22 protein-coding genes are annotated in these 22,938 nt (G+C 69.5%); 5 read left to right on the top strand and 17 right to left on the bottom strand.

What is annotated here, in order from left to right:
• Window positions 1-22 precede the first annotated feature (22 nt).
• Entirely contained in the window at window positions 23-1,141 is a 1,119-nt protein-coding gene (locus I5071_RS27315) for a quinone-dependent dihydroorotate dehydrogenase (RefSeq protein WP_236515807.1), read from the top strand.
• A gap of 193 nt (window positions 1,142-1,334) precedes the next feature.
• Here the strand turns inward: I5071_RS27315 and corA are convergent, their stop codons facing one another.
• The 13 genes from corA to I5071_RS27250 form a co-directional block, all read right to left on the bottom strand.
• Window positions 1,335-2,315, bottom strand: coding sequence for a magnesium/cobalt transporter CorA (gene corA, locus I5071_RS27310; RefSeq protein WP_236515806.1), 981 nt, complete (start codon window positions 2,313-2,315; stop codon window positions 1,335-1,337).
• A gap of 58 nt (window positions 2,316-2,373) precedes the next feature.
• Window positions 2,374-3,924 (bottom strand): alginate export family protein, encoded by a 1,551-nt coding sequence (locus tag I5071_RS27305; RefSeq protein WP_236515805.1) that lies wholly within the window; start codon window positions 3,922-3,924, stop codon window positions 2,374-2,376.
• A 161-nt stretch (window positions 3,925-4,085) separates the two neighbouring features.
• The gene (locus I5071_RS27300) at window positions 4,086-4,985 is read right to left on the bottom strand and encodes an ABC transporter ATP-binding protein (protein WP_236515804.1); all 900 of its coding nucleotides are present in this window, start codon (window positions 4,983-4,985) and stop codon (window positions 4,086-4,088) included.
• Entirely contained in the window at window positions 4,982-5,818 is an 837-nt protein-coding gene (locus tag I5071_RS27295) for an ABC transporter ATP-binding protein (RefSeq protein ID WP_236515803.1), read from the bottom strand. The genes I5071_RS27300 and I5071_RS27295 overlap by 4 nt, the downstream gene beginning before the upstream one ends.
• A gap of 1 nt (window position 5,819) precedes the next feature.
• Entirely contained in the window at window positions 5,820-6,611 is a 792-nt protein-coding gene (gene ntrB, locus I5071_RS27290) for a nitrate ABC transporter permease (protein ID WP_236515801.1), read from the bottom strand.
• A gap of 27 nt (window positions 6,612-6,638) precedes the next feature.
• Window positions 6,639-8,015, bottom strand: a complete 1,377-nt coding sequence (locus I5071_RS27285; RefSeq protein WP_236515800.1) for a CmpA/NrtA family ABC transporter substrate-binding protein — start codon at window positions 8,013-8,015, stop codon at window positions 6,639-6,641.
• 289 nt (window positions 8,016-8,304) lie between these two features.
• Window positions 8,305-9,147 carry an Fpg/Nei family DNA glycosylase gene (locus tag I5071_RS27280; protein WP_236515798.1) on the bottom strand — a complete coding sequence of 281 codons (843 nt, stop codon included), beginning with the start codon at window positions 9,145-9,147 and terminating at the stop codon, window positions 8,305-8,307.
• A gap of 28 nt (window positions 9,148-9,175) precedes the next feature.
• Window positions 9,176-11,176, bottom strand: coding sequence for a TonB-dependent receptor plug domain-containing protein (locus I5071_RS27275; protein ID WP_236515797.1), 2,001 nt, complete (start codon window positions 11,174-11,176; stop codon window positions 9,176-9,178).
• On the bottom strand, window positions 11,173-11,850 hold the full coding sequence (locus tag I5071_RS27270) for a hypothetical protein (protein WP_236515796.1): 678 nt from the start codon (window positions 11,848-11,850) through the stop codon (window positions 11,173-11,175). Before I5071_RS27270 ends, I5071_RS27275 begins: the two co-directional genes overlap by 4 nt.
• Window positions 11,795-12,424, bottom strand: a complete 630-nt coding sequence (locus I5071_RS27265; protein WP_236515795.1) for a hypothetical protein — start codon at window positions 12,422-12,424, stop codon at window positions 11,795-11,797. Before I5071_RS27265 ends, I5071_RS27270 begins: the two co-directional genes overlap by 56 nt.
• A gap of 312 nt (window positions 12,425-12,736) precedes the next feature.
• A complete protein-coding gene (locus I5071_RS27260) occupies window positions 12,737-13,591 on the bottom strand; it encodes a hypothetical protein (protein WP_236515794.1) in 855 nt (284 codons plus the stop codon).
• A 335-nt stretch (window positions 13,592-13,926) separates the two neighbouring features.
• Window positions 13,927-15,489, bottom strand: a complete 1,563-nt coding sequence (locus tag I5071_RS27255; RefSeq protein WP_236515792.1) for a GMC family oxidoreductase N-terminal domain-containing protein — start codon at window positions 15,487-15,489, stop codon at window positions 13,927-13,929.
• Window positions 15,474-16,034, bottom strand: a complete 561-nt coding sequence (locus I5071_RS27250; RefSeq protein ID WP_236515791.1) for a hypothetical protein — start codon at window positions 16,032-16,034, stop codon at window positions 15,474-15,476. Before I5071_RS27250 ends, I5071_RS27255 begins: the two co-directional genes overlap by 16 nt.
• A gap of 8 nt (window positions 16,035-16,042) precedes the next feature.
• Here I5071_RS27250 and I5071_RS27245 point away from each other — a divergent pair, with 8 nt between their 5' ends.
• Together I5071_RS27245 and I5071_RS27240 are read left to right on the top strand one after the other, a co-directional pair.
• On the top strand, window positions 16,043-17,104 hold the full coding sequence (locus tag I5071_RS27245; RefSeq protein ID WP_236515790.1) for a hypothetical protein: 1,062 nt from the start codon (window positions 16,043-16,045) through the stop codon (window positions 17,102-17,104).
• A gap of 7 nt (window positions 17,105-17,111) precedes the next feature.
• Window positions 17,112-17,567 carry a hypothetical protein gene (locus I5071_RS27240; protein ID WP_236515788.1) on the top strand — a complete coding sequence of 152 codons (456 nt, stop codon included), beginning with the start codon at window positions 17,112-17,114 and terminating at the stop codon, window positions 17,565-17,567.
• Here the strand turns inward: I5071_RS27240 and I5071_RS27235 are convergent.
• Entirely contained in the window at window positions 17,549-19,144 is a 1,596-nt protein-coding gene (locus tag I5071_RS27235; protein ID WP_236515787.1) for a SagB/ThcOx family dehydrogenase, read from the bottom strand. The genes I5071_RS27240 and I5071_RS27235 overlap by 19 nt on opposite strands.
• 21 nt (window positions 19,145-19,165) lie before the next feature.
• On the bottom strand, window positions 19,166-19,759 hold the full coding sequence (locus I5071_RS27230; protein WP_236515786.1) for a hypothetical protein: 594 nt from the start codon (window positions 19,757-19,759) through the stop codon (window positions 19,166-19,168).
• Window positions 19,760-19,940: 181 nt separating this feature from the next.
• Between I5071_RS27230 and I5071_RS27225 the strand changes: the two genes are divergently transcribed.
• Window positions 19,941-20,969 carry a PA0069 family radical SAM protein gene (locus I5071_RS27225; RefSeq protein ID WP_236515785.1) on the top strand — a complete coding sequence of 343 codons (1,029 nt, stop codon included), beginning with the start codon at window positions 19,941-19,943 and terminating at the stop codon, window positions 20,967-20,969.
• 52 nt (window positions 20,970-21,021) lie between these two features.
• A complete protein-coding gene (locus tag I5071_RS27220; RefSeq protein ID WP_236515784.1) occupies window positions 21,022-21,303 on the top strand; it encodes a hypothetical protein in 282 nt (93 codons plus the stop codon).
• A 5-nt stretch (window positions 21,304-21,308) separates the two neighbouring features.
• Here I5071_RS27220 and I5071_RS27215 read toward each other — a convergent pair whose 3' ends face one another.
• Together I5071_RS27215 and I5071_RS27210 are read right to left on the bottom strand one after the other, a co-directional pair.
• Window positions 21,309-22,100 carry a phytanoyl-CoA dioxygenase family protein gene (locus tag I5071_RS27215; protein WP_236515783.1) on the bottom strand — a complete coding sequence of 264 codons (792 nt, stop codon included), beginning with the start codon at window positions 22,098-22,100 and terminating at the stop codon, window positions 21,309-21,311.
• Window positions 22,097-22,750 carry a hypothetical protein gene (locus I5071_RS27210; protein ID WP_236515781.1) on the bottom strand — a complete coding sequence of 218 codons (654 nt, stop codon included), beginning with the start codon at window positions 22,748-22,750 and terminating at the stop codon, window positions 22,097-22,099. Before I5071_RS27210 ends, I5071_RS27215 begins: the two co-directional genes overlap by 4 nt.
• Window positions 22,751-22,938: the final 188 nt, after the last annotated feature.

Genomic DNA, 22,938 nt, shown 5'->3' with positions numbered 1-22,938 from the left:
CGATCCATCTTCGGCGCCGCCGATGCTCTACCGCTGGTTCTTGAGGCCGCTCCTCTTCCTCCTGCCCGCCGAGACCGCGCATCACCTCGCGTTCGGCGCGCTGCGACTCGCGTGTGCGATCCCGGGCGTCACCGCGCTGCTGCGCGCGCTCTTCCGCCCGCGCGATCCCGCGCTGCGCGTCGACGCGCTCGGCCTGACGTTCGACGCGCCGGTGGGGCTCGCCGCCGGCTTCGACAAGAACGCGGAAGGTCACGACGCGCTGCTCGCGATCGGCTTCGGGTTCGTCGAGATCGGCACGGTCACGGCGCAGGCCCAGCCGGGCAACCCCAAGCCCCGCATGTTCCGGCTCTCCGCGGATCGCGGCCTGATCAACCGCCTCGGGTTCAACAACCGCGGCGCCGAGGACGCACAGCGCCGCCTCGCGAAGCGCGATCGCACGCGCGGCATCGTGGGCGTGAACGTCGGCAAGACGAAGATCGTCACCGAGGACGCCGCGATCGCCGACTACGAAGCGTCCACCGCGCGCCTCGCCCCGCTCGCCGACTACGTCGTCGTCAACGTCAGCTCGCCGAACACGCCGGGCCTGCGTGATCTCCAGGCCGTCGAGAAGCTGCGCCCGCTGCTCGCCGCGGTGCAGCGCACGATCGAGCGCACCTGCACCGAGCGCCGCCCCGCGCTGCTCGTGAAGATCGCCCCCGATCTGTCCGACGACGACGTCGACGCAGTCGCCGATCTCGCGATCGAGCTGGGCCTCGCAGGCATCGTCGCGACGAACACCACGATCCGCCGCGACGGCCTCCGCACCCCCGACGAGGTCGTGAAGCAGATCGGCGCCGGCGGCCTCAGCGGCGCCCCGCTCCACGATCGCTCGCTCGCCGTGCTCCGTCGTCTTCGCGCCCGGGTCGGCGACCGCCTGGTCCTCATCTCGGTCGGCGGCATCGAGACCGCAGAGCAGGCATGGCAGCGCATCCGCGCCGGCGCGACGCTGGTCCAGCTCTACACCGGCTTCATCTACGGCGGCCCCACCCTCCCGAGCCGCATCGCGCGCGACCTCACCACCCTCGCGAAGCGCGACGGCTTCACGAGAGTGCAAGACGCGATCGGCGCCGACGTCTCCGGGACCGCCGTTCACCCGCGATAGCCGATTCGTCTACCCAGGGCCGCTCGATAGCCGAACCGGCTATCAGCGCACGTCCAGGTAGGCGAATCGTCTGCGCGATACGTCCCGCGAGACTGACGTGCGAGCGAGCAGAGCCGAGTCCCGAGCAGCAGCCGCGAGTACCAGGGCGCCGGAGCCCCACCCCACGCCCCCTCGCCGAAGCCTCACCCGATCATCACAGCCACTTCTTCCTCTTGAAGTACGTGAAGAACCCCACGGCCGTCGCCATCATCGCAGCCCAAGCGCCGTAATACCCCCAGCGCATGTGCAGCTCCGGCATGTTCTCGAAGTTCATCCCGTACACGCCGGCGATGAACGTCAGGGGCAGCATGATCGTCGAGATCAAGGTCAGCACCTTCATGATCTCGTTCAGCTTGTGCCCCTGCATGCTCAGATAGACCTCCATCGACGCGCTCACGATGTCGCGGAAGCTGTCGTTGAGGTCCACCACGCGGACGAAGTTGTCGTAGGCGTCGCGGAAGAAGGGCCGCACTTCCTCGGGGATGATCTCCATCTCGCGATCGCCGCGCGACAGGCGATTGAGCACCTCGCGCTGGTGGAGCCCGACGCGGCGCAGCCGCTGCAGCTTGTGCTTCAGGTCCATGATCTGCTGCAGCAGATGCGGCCCCGGGTCCTTCATGATCGACGTCTCGAGCGCGTCGATCTCGTGATCGAGCTTCTCCATCAGCGGCAGATATCGCTCGCTCAGCACGTCGGCGATCAGGTACGCGACGTACGCCATGCCCTTGCGCATCAGCTCGGGCTTCTTGCGGACCTGCGTCCACGCGTTCTCGACCGACGCGATCATCTTGCTGTGGCTCGTCAGGAGGAAGTTCCTCCCGAGCATCACGTCGAGATCGCCGATCGGCAGCTCCTGCGACTTCTCCCAACCGGGCAGGAGCGCGTGGAAGACGATGTAGAGGTATCCGTCGAAGCGCTCGAGCTTCGGGGTCGGTGCGTCGGCGAGCATGTCCTCGACGACCATCGGGTGGAACTTGAAGATGTCCTCGAGGATGCGGCGGTCCTTGTCGCCGCAGTCGAGCATGTCGACCCACACGAGCGTCGTCGGGTCCGCGAGCAGCGCGGGCAGCTCGTCGATCGTGGCGTCGACCGGCGCGGAGTCGGTCGTGCGGAGCGTGAGGATGCGAGTCGTCACGGCGCACGATTGTACTCCCGTGCGCCGGACGACGTGCCGCGGCGTCGACGATGTGTGCCTACGGCACGAGAACGCCCACCATCAGGTAGCCCCAGTGCATCGGGTCGGGGTGACCGAGGTTCGCGGCGCCGCCCCCCGGGATGAACGCGCCGTAGCCGCCCCAGATCGCGAGGTGATCGATCGGCGTCCAGCGCGCCTCGACGTCGACCTCCACGCCCGCGAATTCGTCGGTGTTCATCGGATTGCGACCGACGACCGCGCCGCCCGCGTTGGTCCATCGCGCGCCCGGCTCGACGAAGCGATACACGCGACCCGCGGTCCAGACGCTCAGCTGGCGATCGATGGGAGTCAGTCCGAAGCGCGCGAATCCGTGCGTCTGGTTCCGCAGCCCGAAGACATCGAGAAGGCCGTAGATGAGGTGATTGGTCGGGAAGAAGTTGTCGAATTCGTTCCACGTCCCATCGGCGCTCTCACCGGTGCCGAACGTCCCGCCGATTCCGATCTCCGGGCTCCACGGGGCGTCGAACTTGTAGTGGCCCTCGGCGATCGCGCCTGCAGCGAGGAAGTCGTCGCCCGCGACCTGACCCGCTTCGAGCACCAGCTCGACCTCGTAGCGGAATCGACGCTCGATGTTGCCACTGGCACGCAGCGAGAATGCGCCGATGTCGCGATGCCGATCGAGCCACTGTCCCGCCATCATCATGTCGGTGCCCGGAGCAGCCTCGGTCGGGCCGTCGTGGCGATAGAGTGCATATCCGCCGAGACGCAGCGCGTCTCCGGGTGACCACTCCGCGGCGATGCCGCCGGCATAGTCACCCTCGCTCGAGCGCGGCGTTCCGTCGGGCCAATTCAGCGTGCGCGGCGTGCGCACCACCGCGCCGAATCCGTCGAGCGAGAATTCACCCTGCTGCGTGTGCACCCGCAGCGCGTCGAAGCTGCGCGCGGCAGAGGCCCAGTTGAGCGAGCCGATCAGTCGACCACTGCCGTAGTCGATCTCCTGACGACCGGCGCGTGCGTAGCTGTTCCCGTCTCCGATCTCGAAGAAGCCCTGATGGATGCCAGTCGAGCCACCGCTCTGCGTGCCCGGCGTGACGCCGAAGTCGCGCGCGTCCTGCACCTGCACGAACGCGCGCAGCAGCTCCCAGCGCGCGTCCATGCCGATGCGCGAGCGGAGCGTGACGATGCCCTGATCGGCCTCGCCCACGTATCCGCCGGTGCGGAGCTCGCCGCGCGCGCGCACCTCGAGCGAAGGACGCCACTGGATCCCCGCGAGCTCGAAGCCCCACGGCACCGGGGGCGGCGTGGTCGCGACCGGCGCGGCGGCCGGCCCTGCCGCGGGCATGATCGGCTCCGCGCTCGCGGCGGGAGCAGCCTCGAGCGGAGCGCTCTCCACCTCCGGCGCGGGCGCGGTCTCCGCCGGATCCACCTCGGTCTCGGGCGCGGGCACGACCTCCGGATCCGACGTCGGCGTGATCGCCCCTTCGATCGGCGCCGGCTCTGCGGGCGCGCCGGTCTGCGCGAGCGCGATCTCGGTGTGCCCGAGCGTGATGCCGATGGCTGCGATCGCCGCGAGCGAAGGTGCGTGTTTCGAACGTTGGACAAGACGCATGACTACCCCCGTGCGAGGCCGCGAGGTCTCGCTCGTCTCGGCGCGCACCGCCTCGAGATCGCCGATGCGCGCAGTTGGAATCCAAGGCGTGAACGAGCCTCTCCGCGCGACGCGTGTGCGTCGTCGGCTCGGCGTCGTTCGGGATCTTCCGAGCGCCAGCGCTAGGGCGCGCTGCTGCTGATCGTCGCTTCGGCTTTCGCCGACGTCTCGCCGAGCGAGAGCGACTCGGCGTCGTCCTCGTGCTCCAGCTCGTCGCTCGCTTCCTCGGCGGGCGCGACGTGACGACCGGCGCGCTCTTCGAGGAAGCCGATCACGCGATCGCGCATCGCGTCGAACCGAGCGTCCTCGACGAGCAGGCGTCGATCGCGCGGTCGCTCGAGCGCGACATCGAGGATCTCGCCCACGTGCGCGCGCGGGCCCGACGTCATCATCACCACACGATCCGAGAGCAAGAGCGCCTCGTCGACGTCGTGGGTGACCATCAGCGCGGTGATGCGGTGCTCGCTCCACAGCGAGAGCAGCACGTCCTGCAGCTCCATGCGCGTGATCGAGTCGAGCATGCCGAACGGCTCGTCGAGCAGCAGCACGTCGGGCTTGCACGCGAACGCGCGCGCGAGGCCGACGCGCTGGCGCATGCCCATCGAGAGCTCGGCGGGCCTGCGATCCGCGGCGTCGTCGAGGCCGACGAGCTCGAGGTGATGCATCGCGGAGGCGCGCTGCTGCGCGCGCGTCGCGCTCGGCATCACCTGCTCGACCGCGAGCAGCACGTTCTGCAGCGCGGTCATCCACGGCAGCAGGCACGCGGACTGGAAGACCATGCCGCGATCGGGGCCCGGCTCCTTCACCGCGCGCCCGCCGAGGACGATCGATCCGGTGTCGGGCGTCGCGAGCCCGGCGACCATCGAGAGCACGGTCGACTTGCCGCATCCCGAGTGACCGATCAGCGCGACGAACTCGCGCGCCTCGACCTCGAGCTCGAATCCGTCGACCACGAGCTGACGCCCCGAGGGGCCGTCGAAGCTCTTCGCGATCCCCGAGAGCACCAGGTGACGCGCGCTCATCGTGCGACCTCCGCCTTCTCGCCATCGGCGCGGCGCTTCGCGCGCGGCGAGCTCGCGAGCAAGTACTCGCCGATCGCAGCGCGCGTCTCCTTGTAGGTGTGATCGTGCTGCAGCGCGCGCTTGTCGCGCGGGCGCGGCAGGTCCACGCGGAACGAGGGGCCGAGCGTCGCGCGCGGTCCCGCGCCGAGCGGCACGATGCGATCGGCGAGCAGCAGCGCCTCGTCGATGTCGTTCGTGATCAGCAGGATCGTCTTTCCGCTGCGCACGCAGATGCGCTCGAGCTCGCCCTGCAGCTTGCCGCGCGTGAGCGCGTCGAGGGCCGAGAGCGGCTCGTCGAGGAGCAACAGCTCGGGCTCCATCGCGAGCGCGCGCGCGACGGCGACACGCTGGCGCATGCCGCCCGAGAGCTGCCCCGGCGTCTTGTCGCGCGCCGGCGCGAGGCCGACCATCGCGACGTAACGATCGGCGTGCTGCGCGTGCTTGGCGCGATCCCACGAGGGGAACGCCGCCTCGACCGCGAGCAGCACGTTCTCGTGCACGCTGAGCCAGGGCAGCAGCGAATAGCTCTGGAACACCACGCCGCGATCGGTGCCCGGCCCGGTGACCGGCGCGCCCGCGAATCGCACGGTGCCGGTGTCGGGCATCAGCAATCCCGCGATCAGCGAGACCAGCGTGGTCTTCCCCGCGCCCGAATAACCGACGATCGCGACGAGCTCACCGCGCTCGATCGTGAGGTCGATCCCGTGCAGGACCTCGACGCGCGAGCTGCTGCTCGCGAATCCCTTCGAGACGCCCTTCAGCTCGACGAGCGGTCCGGTCGATTCGCTCGCCATGTCAGGCCGCCTTCACGCGCAGCTCGATCGCGGCCATCAGCCGGTCGAGGAGGAAGCCGACGAGACCGATCGTCACGATGCACAGGATGAGGTGCTCGTAGACGAGCGAGTTGTACTCCTGCCAGAGGAACCCACCGATGCCGGGCTGACCGGTGAGCATCTCGCTCGCGACGATCACGAGCCACGCGATGCCGAGCGAGAGTCGGAATCCCGTGAACATCGCGGGGAGCGCCGCGGGCAGGAGGATCTTGAAGAGCGTCTTGGTGCGCGAGAGCTTCAGCACCCGCGCGACGTTGAGGTAGTCCTGCGGGATCGAGCGGATGCCGAACGCGGTGTTCATCACGGTCGGCCACATCGAGCACATCGCGATCGCGAACGTGCCCGCCGGCTCCGGCTGCTGGAAGAGCACGAGCCCGAGCGGCAGCCACGCGAGCGGCGAGACCGGCCGCAGCACCTGCACCACCGGATCGAACGCCTTCTGTGCGGTGCGCGAGAGCCCGAGCAGAAGACCGAGCGGCACCGCGAAGACGAGCCCGAGCAGATATCCCTTTCCGACTCGGATCAGCGAGTACCACGCGAAGCGCAGGATTCCCTGATCGAGCTCGCCGCGCTTGGCGAACGGCTCGAGCACGTACAGCCGGCTCGCCTCCCAGGTCTCGAGCGGACTGGGCAGCAGGTCCGTGACGAACGTGCTGATCAGCCCCCAGAGACCGAGCACCACGAAGACGCCGACCACCGGAAGGAACAACGACTCGAGTCGGTCGCGACTCATCACCTTGCGGACGAGCTCCATCAGGGCCTCCTCTGTCGAGCGTTGGAATCAGCCAGCGAGCGCGTGAATCGGGAACGAGGTCGCGTATCCCTCGGGATCGGCGGGATCGAAGGTCTTTCCGTCGAAGAACGTCTCGGGGCGCACGTCGGGCTCGGGCACCGCGACGCCGAGCTCGCGCATCGCCTCGGCGTAGAGGTCCATCCGCATCACGCGGCGCGCGACACCTTCGTAGTCGGGGCGGCCCTGGACGAGCCCCCAGCGCCGGAATTGGCTCAGGAACCAGTGCGCATATTTTGCCTGCGGCGCATTGCAGCCGCGCTGGCTGAAGATCATGTAGTTCGGATCTTCGAGCGTGCGCCCATCGCCATAGTCGTAGTGGCCCTGGAGGCGACCGAGGATGAGCTCCGGCGCGCAGTTGATGTACGTGGTCTGCGAGACGATGCGGGCCTGTTCGGGACGATTCGAGAGGTCGTCCAGCCACACGCTCGCTTCGTGGATCGCCTTCAGGATCGCCTTCACCGTGCGCGGGTTCTGCTCGGCGAAGTCCTCGCGGAACGCGAGCACCTTCTCGGGGTGATCGCGCCACATCTCCTGGGTCGTCATCGCGGTGTAGCCGATCTGATCGGCGATGCTCCGCGCGTTCCAGGGCTCGCCCACGCAGAAGCCGTGCATGCGCCCGATGCGCATGTTCGCGACCATCTGCGCGGGAGGCACGGTGACGAGCGCGACGTCGCGATCGGGATGGATGCCGCCCGACGCGAGGAAATAGCGCATCCACATCGCGTGCGTTCCGGGCGGGAACGTCATCGCGAACGTCATCGGATTGCCCGCCGCCTTCGCCTCGTCGACGAGCGGCTTGAGCGCCGATGCGTCCGCGCGGACTCGGCCGCGGAACGTGTTGGCGAGCGTGATCGCCTGTCCGTTCCGGTTGAGCAGCCACGGCACGACCATCGGGACCTGCGGCGACCCGCCGATGCCCATCGTCGATGCGAGAGGCATCCCGAGGAGCATGTGAGTCGCCTGGATGTCGCCGTTGGTGAGCGAGTCGCGGATGGCCGCCCAACTGGCACCCTTCACCACGCTCGACTCGATTCCGTAGCGCCGGAAGATGCCGCGCTCGTGCGCGATCACGATCGGCGAGCAGTCGGTGAGCGCGATCATGCCGAAGCGAATCGCGCTGACCTCCGGCGCGCTGGAGCCTCCGGCCGCGGGCGCACCGCTGGGCGGCGTCGCGGGCGTCCGCGCCTCGGGCTCGCCCTCGGAACAGCCGAGCGCACTGCCACCGATCGCCAGCGTCGACGCGGCAGTCGCCGCGACTTTGAGGAACTCGCGACGGCGCAACGCACGGTCGGCGAGCTTGCGCGAGGCACGACGAGACCTTCGGCGCTGCGCCTCGTCGGCGCCGCCGGAACGCGAATCGGACATGAGCGAAGTCCCCCTCGTCGGAAGAAGAAGAGACACACCCGACGCCGAGTCGGCGTCGAGCGACCCTCCACGCGCAGTCGTTCGTGAAGTGCGCGGCCATCATGGCCAGCGCTCGTTTCCGGGGTTTTTCCGACGAGCTAAAAGGCGACATGATCTAGATCATGCACCTTATTGCGTGGTACGTACGTAAGTCGCGCTTTGGGACGTGCGCGAGTCGCGAAGTCGAGTCATCGCGCGCGAGGTTCGTCGACCGAAGGTCGATTATCGCGACAGCGTCACTCGGAAGACGTCACTTCGCGCGAGGTTTCTTCTGGCACTTCGGGCACAGATAGCTCGAGCGGCCGCGCGTCACTTCGCGCACCAGCTTCGTGCCGCAGCGCGGACAGGGCTCGCTCTCGCGGTCGTAGACGAGGAACGGATTGGGCCCGCCCGCTTCGACGTACACGACCTCGTCGGTGTCGCGCATCGACGCGAGCCCGGCATCGAGAGACTCGTGCATCGCGTCGTAGAGCGACTTCCACGCATCGCTCTTCAGCGCGGGCACCGGCGTCTCGGGATGGATCTTCGCGCGCCACAGCGTCTCGATCGCCTGGATGTTCCCGAGCCCCGCGATGCGCGACTGATCCATCAGCGCTGCTTTGATCGGTCCCTTCGCGCGCTCGAGCCGCGCGTGCAGCGCATCGGCGGAGTCGATCGAGAGCGCGTCGGGGCCGAGCTCGTCGAGCTTGCTCCCGCGCATCACCTCGTCGCGTGATCCTGCGAGGCTGCGCCCGAGCCGGCGCGCATCGGCGAGGCAGAGCGTCGCGCGCTTCGTCTTGATCCACCACTTGGTGAAGCGCGGCAGTCCGGTCTTCTCGTCGATCTTCTCGTCCTTCGCGCCCTGCCGCACGAGGCGTCCGGTCATGCCGAGGTGGAACCACATCGCGTGATCGCCGCTCAACGTGACGAGCAAGTTCTTCCCGATGCGCGACGCACCTTCGATGCGGCGCCCGACCAGCGCGTGGCGCCACGCGTCGTGCGACATCGGGACGACGATGGGATCCGACGCGCGCGCGTCGAGGATCGTCTCGTGCTCTCCGAGCACGGCGAGGAATTGACGACGCGCGTGCTCGACCTCGGGAAGCTCCGGCATGCGCGCGAGGGTAGCGCGCGCAGAGGGCTCAATTGGTCTGGATGTCGACCCCGAGGAGCACGCGGCTGCCGAGGCGTCCGGCCGAGGGCAGCGGCGACTCCACCAGCTCGTGCGGCAGGTGCACGACCGTGATCAGCCGCAGATCGAGCGGGATCTCCTGCACCGGGCGCCACGACGCGGTGCCGTGGAGGCGCGCGCCGTGCGGCACGTCGATGCGCACGAGCTGCGGGGGAAGGCCGACGCGCACGTTGTACTGGCGCTCCGAGAAGAACGTCGCGCCCGCCGAGAGATCGAGGCGCGCCTCGGACACGCGACCGCGCACCTCGGCCGTCGCGGTGATCAGCGAGTTGTGCTCCGCGACACCGACCGTGACCGCGGGATCGTCGGGGGTCGTCAGGAAGCCCACGCCCGCGCCGCCGAGACGCAGCGTGACGTCGTCGGTGATCGTCCAGTCGAGCTCGACCTCGCCGCCGGCGAACACGGTCGTGTCGTCGTCGGTGCGGAACGTCTTGCGGGTGAGCGGCGTGAAGTCGCCGACGACGAGATCCATCGCGCGTGCGACGTACGCGCTCGCGCGCAGCGAGAAGCGCCCGTCGAAGCCCGCCGCGAGGATCGCCTCGAGCGAGTCGACGCGCGGCAGCGCGAGACCGGCGGTGCCCTCGAGCAGGATGATGTCGGTATTCGGATCGCGGAACCGACTGGCCACCTCGACGTAGGTGGGATTTCGATACGCGCTCGCGCCGATGATGCGAATCGAGAAATTCGGCTGGAAATACATCGCCGACGCGCGCACCGACACCTGCGGCCCGTCGGCGAAGGGCGAGACGTCGGTGCGGACTGCCGCGCCGATGTTGAACATCTCCGCGATGTCGACGTCGGCGTTGACGTAGACACCGACGCTCCCGCGCAGCACGCCGTTCTCGTCGGGATGGACGAAGGGCGCATCGACGTAGGTGCCGCCCGCGTCGGCGCCCACCAGCACGTCGATCTCGTAGGGCAGGGCGAGCTCGAGATCGGTGCCGATCTGTCCGTCGAGCGAGGTCGTGTCGTCGTAGCTGAAGCCGGAGTACTGCTCCTGATCGGCGCGCCGGATCGACCATCGCCCGCGCGTCCAGAAGCTCAGCCTCGGCACCTCGGGCGCGAGCTCGCGCATCGTCAGCGCGAGGCGGCCGTAGCCGCGCGCCGAGAGCTGCGGCTCCGGCTCGAGCACGAGGTAGTCGAGCGCGCTGCGCTCGCTCATCGCGGCGCCGGTGTCGAGCGTGAGATCGATGCGCTCGTCGAGCGCGATGCCGATGCGCCCACCGAGCCCGAGCGCGCGCAGCCCGGGCTGATCGACGGTCTCGCCGGTGCGGAAGTGATCGTCGAGCGTCGCGTGCGCCTGCACGCTCGCCGACACCGGACCGCGACGGCCGCGGAACCACGTCGAGACCTCGCCCGCGGGCTGCACCGCGGAGTCGATGCCGCCCACGACGCGCGCGCCGCCCCGCGCCTCTTCGGCCTCGGGCAGCGCGTTCGTGTCGATCCGGATCATGCCGGTGTACGCGTTCGCGCCGTAGATCGGGCTCACCGGGCCGCGCACCACCTCGATGCGCGCGATGTCGTCGATGCTCACCGGCAGCGTCGACCAGTCGACCTCTCCGTCGACCGGGCTGTTGAGCTGCACTCCGTCGAGGAGCACGACGAGGTTGTTGCCGGTGAGGCCGCCCATGCCGCGCATCGACACGAGGTAATTGCCGGGCGCGGTCGCGATCACCTGCACGCCGGGCACGCTGCGCAGCAGCTCGGGCACGCTGCGCGCGCCCGATGCGCGGATGTCGTCGGGCTCGATCACCGTCACGTTCGCGGGCGCGCGGAACAGGCTCTCTCGACGCTGCGACGCCGAGACGACGTCGCCGAGCAGCTCTTCGAGCGACAATTCGGCGTAGTCGTCGACGCCCATCTCGTCACTCGAGGTGCCGGGCTGTGCGTGCGCGACTCCGACGCTTCCGGAAAGCGCGAGCACGACGACACAGAACGAGACTCTCTTCATCGCACGATCCGCACGTCGAGGCCGAGCACGTGGAAGCAGCCCTCGGCGCGGTCCTCGGGGTCGCCGAAGCTCCCCTCGAAACGACCTGCGAGCTCGCCCCGCGCGCGCTCGGTGAGCATCACCGCGCCGTCGTCGCCCGAGAGATCGACGCTCTCCGCGCCGTTGCTGATGCGCAGCCCGATGTCGACACGATCGTCGGCGAGCTGCTCGGGGCCCCCTCCGGCCGCCGGATCGATCTCGAGCGTGCGATCGTCGGCCACCGGCTCCGCGCCGACGGCGCCTCCGACGCTCTTCATCTGCAGCGTCAGGAAGAAGTACGGAGTCGATCCCGTCGCCTCGATCTCGTCGAGCAGCAGAGTCCCGTCACTCTGTTGCAGTCGGATCAGCGAGCTCGTCATGTCCGACTCGACGACGATGTCGGTCGCTTGGAGACTGCCACGCACGCTGATCACGCCGCCGCAGCGCTCACCGCGCGCGCGTGCCGCGCGGCAGGCCTCCACCCGCGCGTCGAACGCATCGGGATCGTCACAGAGGTAGACCTGATCCTCGTATGCCGAGCGCGTCTCGAATGGCGCCACACACGCGCCGAGCAGCGCGCTCGCGGCGACGAGGAGCCGACTACAGCGCGGCAATTTCGACGACGCTCGTCGTGCAGGGGACGGTGAACGAGCCACGGATCTCCTCGGTCTCCGACCAGCGCGCGGTCCAGTGCACGCCGATCGCGCCCATGCCGTCGGGAATGACGAGCCCGGTCTCGTCGGGCTGGCCCTCGTAGAGCTCGAGCGTCGCAGTGCCGGTCTGTCCCGCCGCCTCGTAGGTCGTGGCGTCGGTCTCGTCGTGCCACTCCCACTCGAGCCACATCTCGGCCGGGCCGGGATCTTCGAGCTCGGAGCGCGGGATGATCGCAGTCTCGTCGCCGACTTCGTCGGCCTGGAAATCGTGGCGCTTGAGCTCGAGCTCGATCTGACGGCGCTCTCCGTCGACCTCGACGAAGGCGTTGATCTTCAGCTCGGTGAGCCGGCCCTGATCGTACCGAGGCGTGCCGTCGGCGGCCTGCGGAACGGTGTACTCGCGGGTGCAATAGAGCTGCGTCACGTCGGCGGCGCTCGCCCCCATCGAGATGTCGAGCTCTTCGCCGTGCAGGAACCCGACGGCTTCGAAATGCGGCTCGGCGCCCATCCACTCCGGGATGTCGCGCCCGTCGTCTTCGGAAGCTCCGCACCCCGCGAGCGCAGCGATGCACAACAACGAGCCGATCGTTCGGGCCGTCGAGAGTCGGATCACTGGAAACACCTCTGCCCAGCGTGTCCGACGGTTCGGATCCCCTCGCCGAACACCCGTCGCGAGCACGGGACAGCATCAGAATGCACGAAACGAAACCGTGACGATCCGAATAATGCGCGTCACTCGAATTTCGCGCGCACCTCTGCGCAGTCGGTGGTCTCGCGTGGCGCGATCGACTGCCACGTACCACCGGTGCTGAGTAGTTCACCTCAGGCTCCGGCTGGTCGTGCTGCGTTCGCTCGTCGTTCGGGGCGAGCTGCGGCCACCCAGGGCCGATCAGAGCGGCTCCCAAATGTCGGTCCGGTAGCACTCGACCTGGCCGGGGAAGAGGTCGCGGTACGCGCGGCACGAGTCCTCGAACACTCGCCATCCGACTTCCTGCTCTTCGCCTTCGACCCGGAAGAACATGCAGCCACAGACCGCGCTCTCGGGCCAAGGCGTCCCGGGGATCCTGCATTCGCGGTCGATGACGCCGTCCTCGCGAGAGCAATCGCTGGTGTTGATACCCGTGGTGCACACGCCGATGGGACGCGACTCCGACTGGCCGGTGCACCCGTTGAAGGCGGACTCGGGCCACTCGGACGCGCGGAACGGGGGTGGGCATTCGCCACAGGGGCCGCCGCAGAATCCGCCGGGCCCGCCGCCCGGCGGGCCGGGACAGGCATCGATGTCAGGAGGACCGTCGATGAGCGGCGTCATGTCGGAGTACACGCAGAGCGGCGAGCCCGGCGTCGAGAGCGCGTGGCAGAGCTCCTCCGAGATGCAGGAAGCCGCTCCGTAGGGCTCTCGTCCCGGTCGCGGCGCACAGAAGCCGTGACGGCAGTATTTGGTCCTGCCCTCCCCGAGCGCACAAGCGTTGTCTCCGAGCACCTCATCGCCGGAGGATTCGACACAAACGGGGAGCCAGGCGTGGCAGCCGCTCGGTCTCGGGCATCGCTCGTCGCAGAGTGGATCGCAGGTTCGGTACCCGGCGATCACCTCGCACGAGCCGGCCTCGGCCTGCGCGTCGCGAAGGCCACCGTCCACGCCGCCTTCGCGGTCGCGGGTGGACGACAGGTAGCAGCCCGAGAGCAACAGAGCGACGACCGCCGCGCGCATCATTCCTCCGACAAACACCGAAGTCACAGGCACCTACGAGGTCGTCGCCGAGCCCGCAGAGCCGCGCTTGCCTGCAGGTCGTCCCGAGCTTCGCGCAAATGCCGTCGCAGCTGGTCGCGGCCGCTCAAAGCTCGGGAAGTTTCGCGGCACCATCTCCGCGCTCGCGACGCCGCGATCGATCTGGCGGAGATGGGGAGAGTCGCCCTCGGCCTGGAGCCCGTCGCGCGTGGGGCTACTCCTCGTCGTCGAGGTCGAGCTTCGGAAAGGGTCACGGCCGGCCATCATGTCGAGCAGCGTGTCGCCTTCGTGCTCTGCCAGCACGATCTCGAGGTCGCGGGTTGCGCGTTGACGTGGCGGAAGTCGATCAGTCAGCTCGGCAGCTTGCGCTCCCGCAGGTGCCACGCGATGCGCGTCGCCATCGCCATCACGGTGAGCTGCGGGTTCACGCCGAGGCTCGAGGGCAGGATGCTCGCGTCGGCGACGAAGAGCTCCTTCACGTCCCAGCTCTCGCCCCAGGGATCGACCGCGCTGTTCGACGCGCTCGTGCCCATGCGCGCGGTGCCGAGCGGGTGCTGCGACGCGCACTCGAGGCGCGTGACCGGCGTGCGCTCGAGCTCGAGCGCGCGGAACCGATCCGGGGTGAGCCCGTGGCTGCCGAGGATCGGGAGGAAGAGCTCCTTCGCGCCCGCCTCGAGGAAGGTCTCGCCGACCGCGCGGATGCCCTTCCAGAACGCGCCGACGTCCTTCTTCGAGCAGCGATAGAGCACCAGCGGCTCGCGCCCGAAGGGATTGCGCACGACGTATCCGCCGCCCTCGTCGTGCACCATCGCGCCGAACATCGCGATGTGCCCGACCTGCTCGGCGAGCCTCACGTGATCGGGCCCCGCGCCCGGCATCGTCGCGGCGATCACGCTCGCGGGCACGAAGAGCGAGTTCATCGTGATGCCTTCGTGCTCGAGCGCGTCGGAGTAGGCGCTCTGCATCGCGCCCGCCCATCCACGCACCTTCTCGTCGAAGCGCGCGTAGACGCGGAAGCCGGGGTGCAGCGTGAGGTGCTTGCCCACGTGCGTGCCGATCCCGCCGAGCCCGCTCGCCTGCAGCAACACCGGTGTGTGGATGCCGCCGCACGCGATCACCACACGCTTCGCGCGCACCCGCAGCCGCCCACCCTTGGTGCCGCGCGCTCCGTTGAGCAGGCGCCCTTCGACGCCGATCGCGCGGCCGTTCGCGACCTGCACACGCTCGACGAGGCACTGCGACCAGACCTCGGCGCCCGCCGCGATCGCGCGCGGCAGATACGACACGTCGACGCTGAGCTTCGCGACGTGAGGACAGCCGAAATTGCAGCGCCCACATCCGTCGCAGCCGCGCGTGTTGCGGCGCATCGGCTTCACGGGACGGCCCAGCTTCTCGGCGCCGATCGCGAAGAGCTCGGTCGAGCGCGAGCGCATCGAGACCGGCACCTCCTCGACGTGGATCGCCTTCTCGACATGCGAGTAGAAGGGATCGAGGCCTGCCGCGGTCATGCCGGGGATGCCCATCTCGCGCGACCACTCGTCGAGCACGAAGCCCGGCACGCGGAAGCACACGCCGCCGGTGCACACGCTCGAGCCGCCGACGACCTTGCCCATCGTGACGTTCACGGTGGGCGCGCCGCCGATGCCGAACGCTGCGGTCAGTCCGCCCTCGCGCCAGACGTGCCGCAGCGACTCGCTCTGCCGCATCGCGCCGTAGTGATCGGCGGGCACGTGACGTCCTTCTTCGATCACGATCACGCGCTGGCCCGCGAGCGCGAGCTCGGTCGCGACCGTCGCGCCGCCGGCGCCCGAGCCCACGACGACGACGTCACAGTCGCGCTCGAGATCGCCGACGTGTGCGCGCCCTTCGTTCACCGAGAGCGGCGTGAAGTGGTCTCTCACGACCGCTTGCATCGCTGATCCCATCCGATCTCTCGCGCGTTGTCGGGGTGCTCGTACCAGACGATCGAGACGATCGCCTTCGCCGCGAAGAGCGCGAGGCTCGCGACGGGGTTCTTCTCGACCGCGTGGACCGCGCGCACGCGATCGGGGATCGAGAGCGAGCGCAGCCGGCCGAGCCGTCCGATCAGCAGCGGCCCGGCCCACGTGATCGTCGTGAGGCACGCGACGAAGAGAAGCCGCGCGCGGGTGTTGAGATGACCGGTGAAGTCCGCCAGGTCCTCGACGAACCAGGTCAGGCGATCGCTCGGCGGGGCGCTGCTCCCGTCGCGCGTCCAGAGCGCTTCGGCGAGCGCGCGCGCGTTGTCGCGATCACGCGTCGAGAGGCCGGGGCGCTCCGCCGGGATCGCGCTCGGGGAGCGCGGTCGGGCGAGCGGTGCGTGCGAGGGATCCGGCGTCGGGGCCGGAGCGGCATCCAGAGACACGAGCGCGGAGTGTAGTCGCACCGCGATCGCGATTGAACGTCGTTCGACGCGTGCGGCACGCGTCGTGCGAACCACCGGGCGTCATGCCCGCACATCCCCCGGAATTCGAGGAGAACGATGAGCACGCCGACTCGCCGAGTGACACGTCGTCTACCGCGGCGCGCGACCCGCGACGTTCTGTCGACGCGCCCTATCGTGATCGTCACGACGCGCTCGTCTGGCGCGGCCGCGCCCTCGCGCGGGAGCTCGACGAGGCGGAGCGCGCGGTCGCGCGTCGCGATGGGCTCGCGCGCCGCCTCGCCGTGATCGACGAGACGCTGCGCGCGGAGGCGCGCCCGCTGCTCGAGTCGCTCGAGGTCGCGCGCCCGTGCAAGGCACGCTGGGACGACATGCAGGGCGACGACGTCGTGCGTCGCTGCGCGCGCTGCGATCGCGAGGTCTACGACGTCGCGCGCATGACCCGCGCGGAGGCCGAGGCGCTCTTCGCGCGCGGCGACGAGAGCCCGTGCGTGAGGCTGCGACGTCGCGCCGATGGTCGGGTCGTCACCGCCGACTGCCCGGTCGAGGCGCCGAGCCTGCTCGCGCGTCTCGCGACTGCGGGGGTCGCGGGCGCGATCGCGGGCGGCGCGGTGAGCGCGGTGGTCGCGATGACGACGCCGGCGACGACGGAGCGAGCGGAGCCGCGCCCGGCCACGGTGGTGGCTGCATCGCCGGTGCGTGCGCGACCACTTCCGGTCGTGCACGTCGGCGCGCTGACGAGCGAGCCCGAGCCGGAGATCCTCGGCCAGGCCCTCGAGCGCTTCGACGACTCCGTGCGTCTGCTCGGGCCCGCGACCTACGAGATCGATCGTGAGCGCTTCCTGCGCTTCGTCGAGGCTCGTCGGGGCGACCATCCGGCAGCGCGCTTCATCGCCTACGAGCGGGACCGTCGCATCGAGCGACTGCGTGTGTTCGGTTTGCGCCGCACGAGCCCTCTCGGCGTGCTCGGGATCCAGAACGGTGATTCGATCCTCGACGTGAACGGGATGGCGATGGAGCTCACCGAGCGCGCGCTGGCGGAGCACGTGCGCCATCTCGACCTGTTCATCGTGCGCATCGAGCGTCGCGGCGAGGAGCGCGTGCACGTCTACCACGTGCGCGATTGAGCCCCTCTTGCGGAGCACCGTCGCGCTCTGCGAGCGTGATCGCATGTCGCGCACGTTCTTCGCGTTCGGGATCGTGGCACTCGGTGTCGTATTCGCGGCACGCGTCGCGGCGGATTCGATCCCACCGCCTCCGACGTGCCCTGCGCACGAGATCGCTGCGCTGCGCGGCACCTCGCGCCACGGCGGCATGCACTGCGTGCCGCGTCCCTGCACCCGTGATGCGCAGTGCGGGGGCACCGCGACGTGCGTCGCGCGCCAGGTGTGCCGCGTGACCGAGCAGACCTGGGTGTCGAGCCCGGGGCCCTGTCGCGATCAGGACGGAGACGGGCAGTGCGATGGGCGGCATCAGGTCGAGCGCACCTACGAAGTCGGCGCGTGCGACGCACGACGGCAGTGCGAGCGTGGCAGTTGCGACACCCTGCGTGAGTGTCGACTGCCTGGCGCTCAGCCGCGCTCCGAATAAGCAGGCTGGGTCTGGATGCGCGGATCGTTCACCGCGCCTCCGACGGTGAAGCAATAGAGCGCGCGGAGATCGTCGGACTCGATCCCGAGCAGCTCGTGGATGCCGTCGTCGAAGAAACAGCCGATCCCGGTCGCCGCGACGTCGTGCGCCTCGGCCTCGAGATAGAGCAGCTGACCGAGGTGCCCCGCCTCCCAGTGCAGCCGGCGGTACCACGAGGGCCCGCGCTCGCGCAGCACCGGCGCGAAGCGCGCGAGCATCGCGACCGCGAACGCGCCGTCGGCGGCGATGTCCTGATGACAGGTGAGCGAGCGCGCGATGGCGCGCGCATCTCCCTGCGCGATGCCGTAGAGCGGCAGATCGTCGGGCGCGCCGGGCAGGCGGACCCACTCCTCGGCGAGCGCGATCCGCTCGCGCAGGAAGGGCTCGGCCGCGGGATCGCGCACCAGGATCGCGAGCCCGGGATCGAGGCCCTCGACGCGATGCACGAACACCACCGGGTGCACCTCGGGCGCCCAGGGCAGCGGATGCAGCGCGGGCGTGAGCGCAGGCACGAGCGAGCGCATCGTGCGGAAGAACGCGTCGCGCGACATCGCCGTGGCGCCGTCCATCTCGACCGCGCTGCGGCGGCGCCGCACGAGCACACGCGCCGGCGGAGAGGGCGTGTCCTCGCGCGGAGTCGAAGTCGACCGCGACTGCGGGGGCGCCGCGGCGAGCCCGTCCTCGCGACTGGCCTCTTCGACGTCCTCGATCACGTCCCAGCGCTGATGGTTGGAGCTCAAACGATTCGTGGTGCCGTGCAGTCGACCGGCGCACGCCGCGTCGAGCACGTCCTCGCTCCACCCGACGTGCCCTCCGATCGCGAGCAGCACGTCGGGACGCTCCGCTTCGATCCCGCCGCTCTCCTCGATCCCGAGCAGCCGCGCCATCTGCGTATCGCTCGGGCCCTCGATCACGCGCACCGACCACCCCAGCGGGCGCGCCGCGATCGTCAGCGCGCCGATCGCGTGCCCGACGTCGTGCATGCAGTACCGGAACGCGCGCTCGCCGTACTTCCACGCCTCGCGCCACGCGATCGACGCGAGCCCCACGATCAGCGCGCCATCGCTCGAGAGCGCGCGCCAGGCGTCGACATCGACGTCGCGCCGACGCTCGAGCCCGTGCACGCGCGGCGCGTAGTGGAAGAGCGCGGGCCCGTCGATCGCGCCGGTCAGCAGGTACGCCTCGGTCGGGTGCAGGTTCCCGCTCGACGGATTGCAGCGCAGCGCCCAGCGCGACCGTCCCGCCTGCTTCCACGCCGAGATCGCGAGCGCGTCGTAGAAGAGCTGCGCGATCGTGCGCGCGTCGATCGGCGCCGGCGCGATCGACTCCTCGCGCACCGCGCTCCACGACGCCTCGCGCCCTTCGCCGATCGCGACCTCGTCGAGCAGCGTGACCGCCGCGCCCTCGTACGCGCGGAACGGATCGGGCTGCGTGGCCCAGTCGAGATATCCGAGCGAGCGTGCATATCCGCCCGGATATCGATGCATCGTGCGCTCGTGATATCGCAGCACACGCTCGACCCGGGGATCGCGATCCATGCGCGTGCTTCTGCGTCGCAATCAGAACAACTGCCAACCGACCGACACCGATCCGCCGAGCCACGCGTCGGGCGAGCGCCCGTGGTGCGCGCTGCCGTGGATCAGCCCGAGCGCCTCGGCCTCGACGCCGAGCACCAGACGTCGCTGGGTGCCCGGCACCTCCCAGGTCACGCCGAGCGCGCCGCCGAGCGCGGTGAGGTGCCCGAGCCCGTGCGCGGGATCGCCGGCGAGCGTCTCGCCGAAGTGATCTCCCCACGCGTGCAGCGGCGCGTCGTGCACGTGCGCGATGCGCGCCGCGAGATAGGGCCTCCACGCGTCGAGCGGGAGCTCGCCGCGCACCCCCGCCGCGAGCGCGATCCACATGCGCCCCTGCGCGTCCCAGGGGTCGACCCCGAGCTGCGCGATCACGTCGATCGAGACCCACTCGACCAGCGGGATCTGCACCCCGAAATGACCGGTGATCCCCGCACGATCGGGCCCGACGATCCCGCTCGCGCCGAGCCCGAGTCGAAGCGTCACTGCACGTCCCATCGGATCGTCGGAGGGCGCGTCCTGCGCGCGCACGAGCGATGGGACGACGAGCAAGACCGATGCGATCACCAGCGCGCGGAGCATGCGTGCTCGCTCAGCACGTCGCGCGCCAGATCAATGTTCGAAAACAAATCGCTGAATCAATCGACGAAGTCAATTCGAGAACATCGCGTCACAGCATCGTGAACCGAAGCTCTCGTTGCCTCGCGGCGCGCGCTCGTTCGCATCTGGACATTCGTTCAGTCTCTCGCCACGCTCGTGGGCCATGCCGCGCTCGGTGCAGAACCCGCCCAACCGCTTCTCCTCCACGGAGATCGACTACGAGGGCGAGGCTCCGCTCGCGGAGCTCACACCGATCGAAGAGCGCGCGAAGTCGATCCTCTCCGAGAACGACAGCCCGGACGTCGGCTTCCGCTGGTCGATCAACCCCTACCGCGGCTGTTACCACGGCTGCGCGTACTGCTACGCGCGCCCCTCGCACCAATATCTCGGCTACGGCGCGGGCACCGACTTCGATCGCAAGATCGTCGTGAAGATCAACGCGCCCGAGCTGCTGCGCGAAGCGTTCGATCGTCCTTCGTGGACCGGCGAGACGATCGCGATCTCCGGCAACACCGATTGTTACCAGCCGCTCGAGGCGAAGTACCGCCTCACGCGCGCGCTGCTCGAGCTCTGCCTCGCCTACAAGAACCCGGTCGGGCTCATCACCAAGGGCTCGGTCATCCGTCGCGACCTCGACGTGCTCGCCGCGCTGGCGCGCACGACACGATGTCGCGTCACGATGTCGATCGCGTTCGCGAGCGACGACGATGCGCGCGCGATCGAGCCCTGGGCGTCACCGCCGAGCAAGCGCTTCGAGACGCTGAAGATGCTCGCGGACGCGGGCGTGCCCTGCGGCGTGTCGCTCGCGCCGGTGATCCCCGGGCTCAACGACTCGCAGATGCCGGAGATCCTCGAGCGCGCGAAGGAATGCGGCGCGAGCCACGCGTTCATCGTGCTGCTGCGGCTCCCGAGCGAAGTGCTGCCGGTGTTCGACGAGCGCCTCGCGCAGGCGCTGCCGATGCGCCACGCGAAGGTGATGAACGCGATCCGCGAGATGCGCGGCGGGCGCATGTACGAGAGCGACTTCGGCCGGCGTCAGGTCGGACGCGGCGAGCGCTGGAAGATGATCGAGCAGCTCTTCGAGACGCACCTGCGACGGCTCGGGCTCGATCGTCGCAGCACCGCGATGGACACCTCCGAAGATCCGCCGACGACCTTCGAGCGCCCGAAGAAGCAGCTCACGTTGTTCTGACGCTTGCCTCCGCACGCACGCCGCGATGATGCTCGCGCGTGGAGGTGCTCGAATGGATCAGTGGAAGCTGGTGCTCACCGGTGGTGGGATCGCGATCGTCGGGATGGGCGTCGGTGCGGCGCTCTTCGGAACACGACCGGCCGTTGCGCAGGACGCGGGCTTCCGCGAGTGCATCGTCGCGCGTCAGGAGTCGGTGGACGTCAACGGCGAAGGGCAGATGGAGCACGCCGACCGAGGGCACACGGTGTTCGTTCCGCCCGGATGGACTCCGGTGGGCGGCGGCGGTCTCTGGCCGGGCAATCCGACGTCGACGATCGTCCTCTGCCGCCGCTGAGCTGCTCACGTCGTTCTGAGCGCGTCGCGGATCGCGCGCTCGACCGGTGTGCTCGCGGCCTCGCCGATGCACAGCGGCGCCTTGGGAAAGACCGGCGGCTGCGCGAGGAAGCGCGGGGTCGTCCCGCGGTGTCGCTGCGCGGCGTGCACGAGGAACGGGTGACAGAGATAGACGGTCCCCGCGGGCCCGGTCGCGAAGACGACGGGCCGCTCCGCGCTCTCTGCGAAGTCGTTCGCCGCGAGCTCGCGCAGCGTCATGCCGCGATCGCCCGCGGGCGCGAGACGCCTCGCGAGATCGACGTGCGAGCCCACGCGGATGCGCGTCGGCGCGTCGTCCTCGCCGACGTCGGAGAACAAGAAGAGCATCAAGAGCGCGCGGCCGCGCGACGTCACGTTGGCGCGCCATCCCATGAAGTCGTTGGGGTCGTCCTCGGGCAACGCGAAGCTCACGTCGATGTGCCATCCGTCGTCGCCCGACGACACCTCGGACGGAAAGCGGATCGGGAACGTGCCGAGCCCGAGGAGCGGCGCCCAACGGCCCTCACCGACGAGCTGATCGAGCGCCGCGCAGATCCGCGGCGTGCTCGCCGCGCGCGCGAACGGCGGCTGCGCGTAGCCGCCGAGCCTCACGACGGGGCGCGTCCACGTCGTGCGATCGTCGGGATCGCAGCCCGTCTCCTTCCACAGGATCGCGCGCCCTTCGTCGGCGAGCGCGCGCGGGAACGCGTCGTCGAGACGCACGAAGCCCTCGCTCACGAAGCGCTCGACCTGCGCGTCGCTCAGCGGGGCTCCGGTCATCCGCCCTTCTTGCGCGCGCCGTCGGGGATCGGCGGCGGCACGGTCTTCGGGCGGCGGCCGGTCTGATCGGTGCGGGCCTTCGCGGGGGTCTCGACCTGCGCTTCGGCAGCGGCCTTCTGCGCCTGCATCTGCCGTTCACTCTCGCGGCGCTGTCGCAATGCCTTGCGCCGCCATCGCGGCAGGTCGGCCTCGGGGTCGCCGCCGAGCTTGATCGGCCCGGTGATCTCGTCGCCGAGGCGGATCATGTCGAAGCTCTCGCGCAGCGACTCGATCTCGTAGCTCAGCACGATGTCGGCGTACTCGTCGGGCTGCATGCCGAGGCACTGCGCGAGGTCGCGCAGGTACTCGTCCTCGCGCAGGTCGGTGCCGTCCTTGTCGGTCAGCGACGCGATGAGCTCGAGGAGCCGCCGCTTCTTCATGGGCGGGTCCTTGAGGAAGTCGCGCGCGGCGAGCTCGATGTCGAAGTCCATCAGCGAGAAGCCGCGGATGCGGGCGTCGACGTGCTCGGGGAGCGCGTCGGGCGCGCAGAGGAGAAGCTTCGCGAGCAGCTCGCGCACCGCGCGATCCTCCTCGCCGGTCATGGTCGCATCGGCGTAGAGCGCGCCGAGCATCAGGTCGGTGATCACCAGGATGCGGTCGCGGACTTTCATCGGGTGCCCCTTCCGATACGCGTGAACATATTCGCCCCTTCCTGCGCGACACGCACCCCGACCGGTCTCGGCCTCAACCCCGGTCGGTCTCGAGGTACAGGTTGTCACGTAGGATCATAGGCGTTTTTCGGAAACCAGCAGCTCGGAATAGACAGAACGTCAGCTTCTGTCATGGTGGCACCGCTCCC

This window comes from Sandaracinus amylolyticus, from assembly GCF_021631985.1.
In the GTDB taxonomy this organism is placed as follows: Bacteria; Myxococcota_A; Polyangia; order Polyangiales; family Sandaracinaceae; genus Sandaracinus; species Sandaracinus amylolyticus_A.
The sequence above is the reverse complement of the archived record's forward strand: the minus strand, read 5'-3'. Positions and strand labels throughout refer to the sequence as shown.

Excerpts from the sequence above, each read along its gene's own strand:
- I5071_RS27280 (WP_236515798.1), bottom strand. The coding sequence starts at position 9,147 with ATGCCGGAGCTTCCCGAGGTCGAGCACGCGCGTCGTCAATTCCTCGCC.
- I5071_RS27315 (WP_236515807.1), top strand. The coding sequence starts at position 23 with ATGCTCTACCGCTGGTTCTTGAGGCCGCTCCTCTTCCTCCTGCCCGCC.
- I5071_RS27220 (WP_236515784.1), top strand. The coding sequence starts at position 21,022 with ATGGATCAGTGGAAGCTGGTGCTCACCGGTGGTGGGATCGCGATCGTC.
- I5071_RS27275 (WP_236515797.1), bottom strand. The coding sequence starts at position 11,176 with ATGAAGAGAGTCTCGTTCTGTGTCGTCGTGCTCGCGCTTTCCGGAAGC.
- I5071_RS27305 (WP_236515805.1), bottom strand. The coding sequence starts at position 3,924 with ATGCGTCTTGTCCAACGTTCGAAACACGCACCTTCGCTCGCGGCGATC.
- I5071_RS27230 (WP_236515786.1), bottom strand. The coding sequence starts at position 19,759 with ATGCTCCGCGCGCTGGTGATCGCATCGGTCTTGCTCGTCGTCCCATCG.
- I5071_RS27245 (WP_236515790.1), top strand. The coding sequence starts at position 16,043 with ATGCCCGCACATCCCCCGGAATTCGAGGAGAACGATGAGCACGCCGAC.
- I5071_RS27225 (WP_236515785.1), top strand. The coding sequence starts at position 19,941 with ATGCCGCGCTCGGTGCAGAACCCGCCCAACCGCTTCTCCTCCACGGAG.
- I5071_RS27285 (WP_236515800.1), bottom strand. The coding sequence starts at position 8,015 with ATGTCCGATTCGCGTTCCGGCGGCGCCGACGAGGCGCAGCGCCGAAGG.
- I5071_RS27210 (WP_236515781.1), bottom strand. The coding sequence starts at position 22,750 with ATGAAAGTCCGCGACCGCATCCTGGTGATCACCGACCTGATGCTCGGC.
- I5071_RS27295 (WP_236515803.1), bottom strand. The coding sequence starts at position 5,818 with ATGGCGAGCGAATCGACCGGACCGCTCGTCGAGCTGAAGGGCGTCTCG.
- I5071_RS27235 (WP_236515787.1), bottom strand. The coding sequence starts at position 19,144 with ATGGATCGCGATCCCCGGGTCGAGCGTGTGCTGCGATATCACGAGCGC.
- I5071_RS27255 (WP_236515792.1), bottom strand. The coding sequence starts at position 15,489 with ATGCAAGCGGTCGTGAGAGACCACTTCACGCCGCTCTCGGTGAACGAA.
- I5071_RS27300 (WP_236515804.1), bottom strand. The coding sequence starts at position 4,985 with ATGAGCGCGCGTCACCTGGTGCTCTCGGGGATCGCGAAGAGCTTCGAC.
- I5071_RS27215 (WP_236515783.1), bottom strand. The coding sequence starts at position 22,100 with ATGACCGGAGCCCCGCTGAGCGACGCGCAGGTCGAGCGCTTCGTGAGC.
- ntrB (WP_236515801.1), bottom strand. The coding sequence starts at position 6,611 with ATGGAGCTCGTCCGCAAGGTGATGAGTCGCGACCGACTCGAGTCGTTG.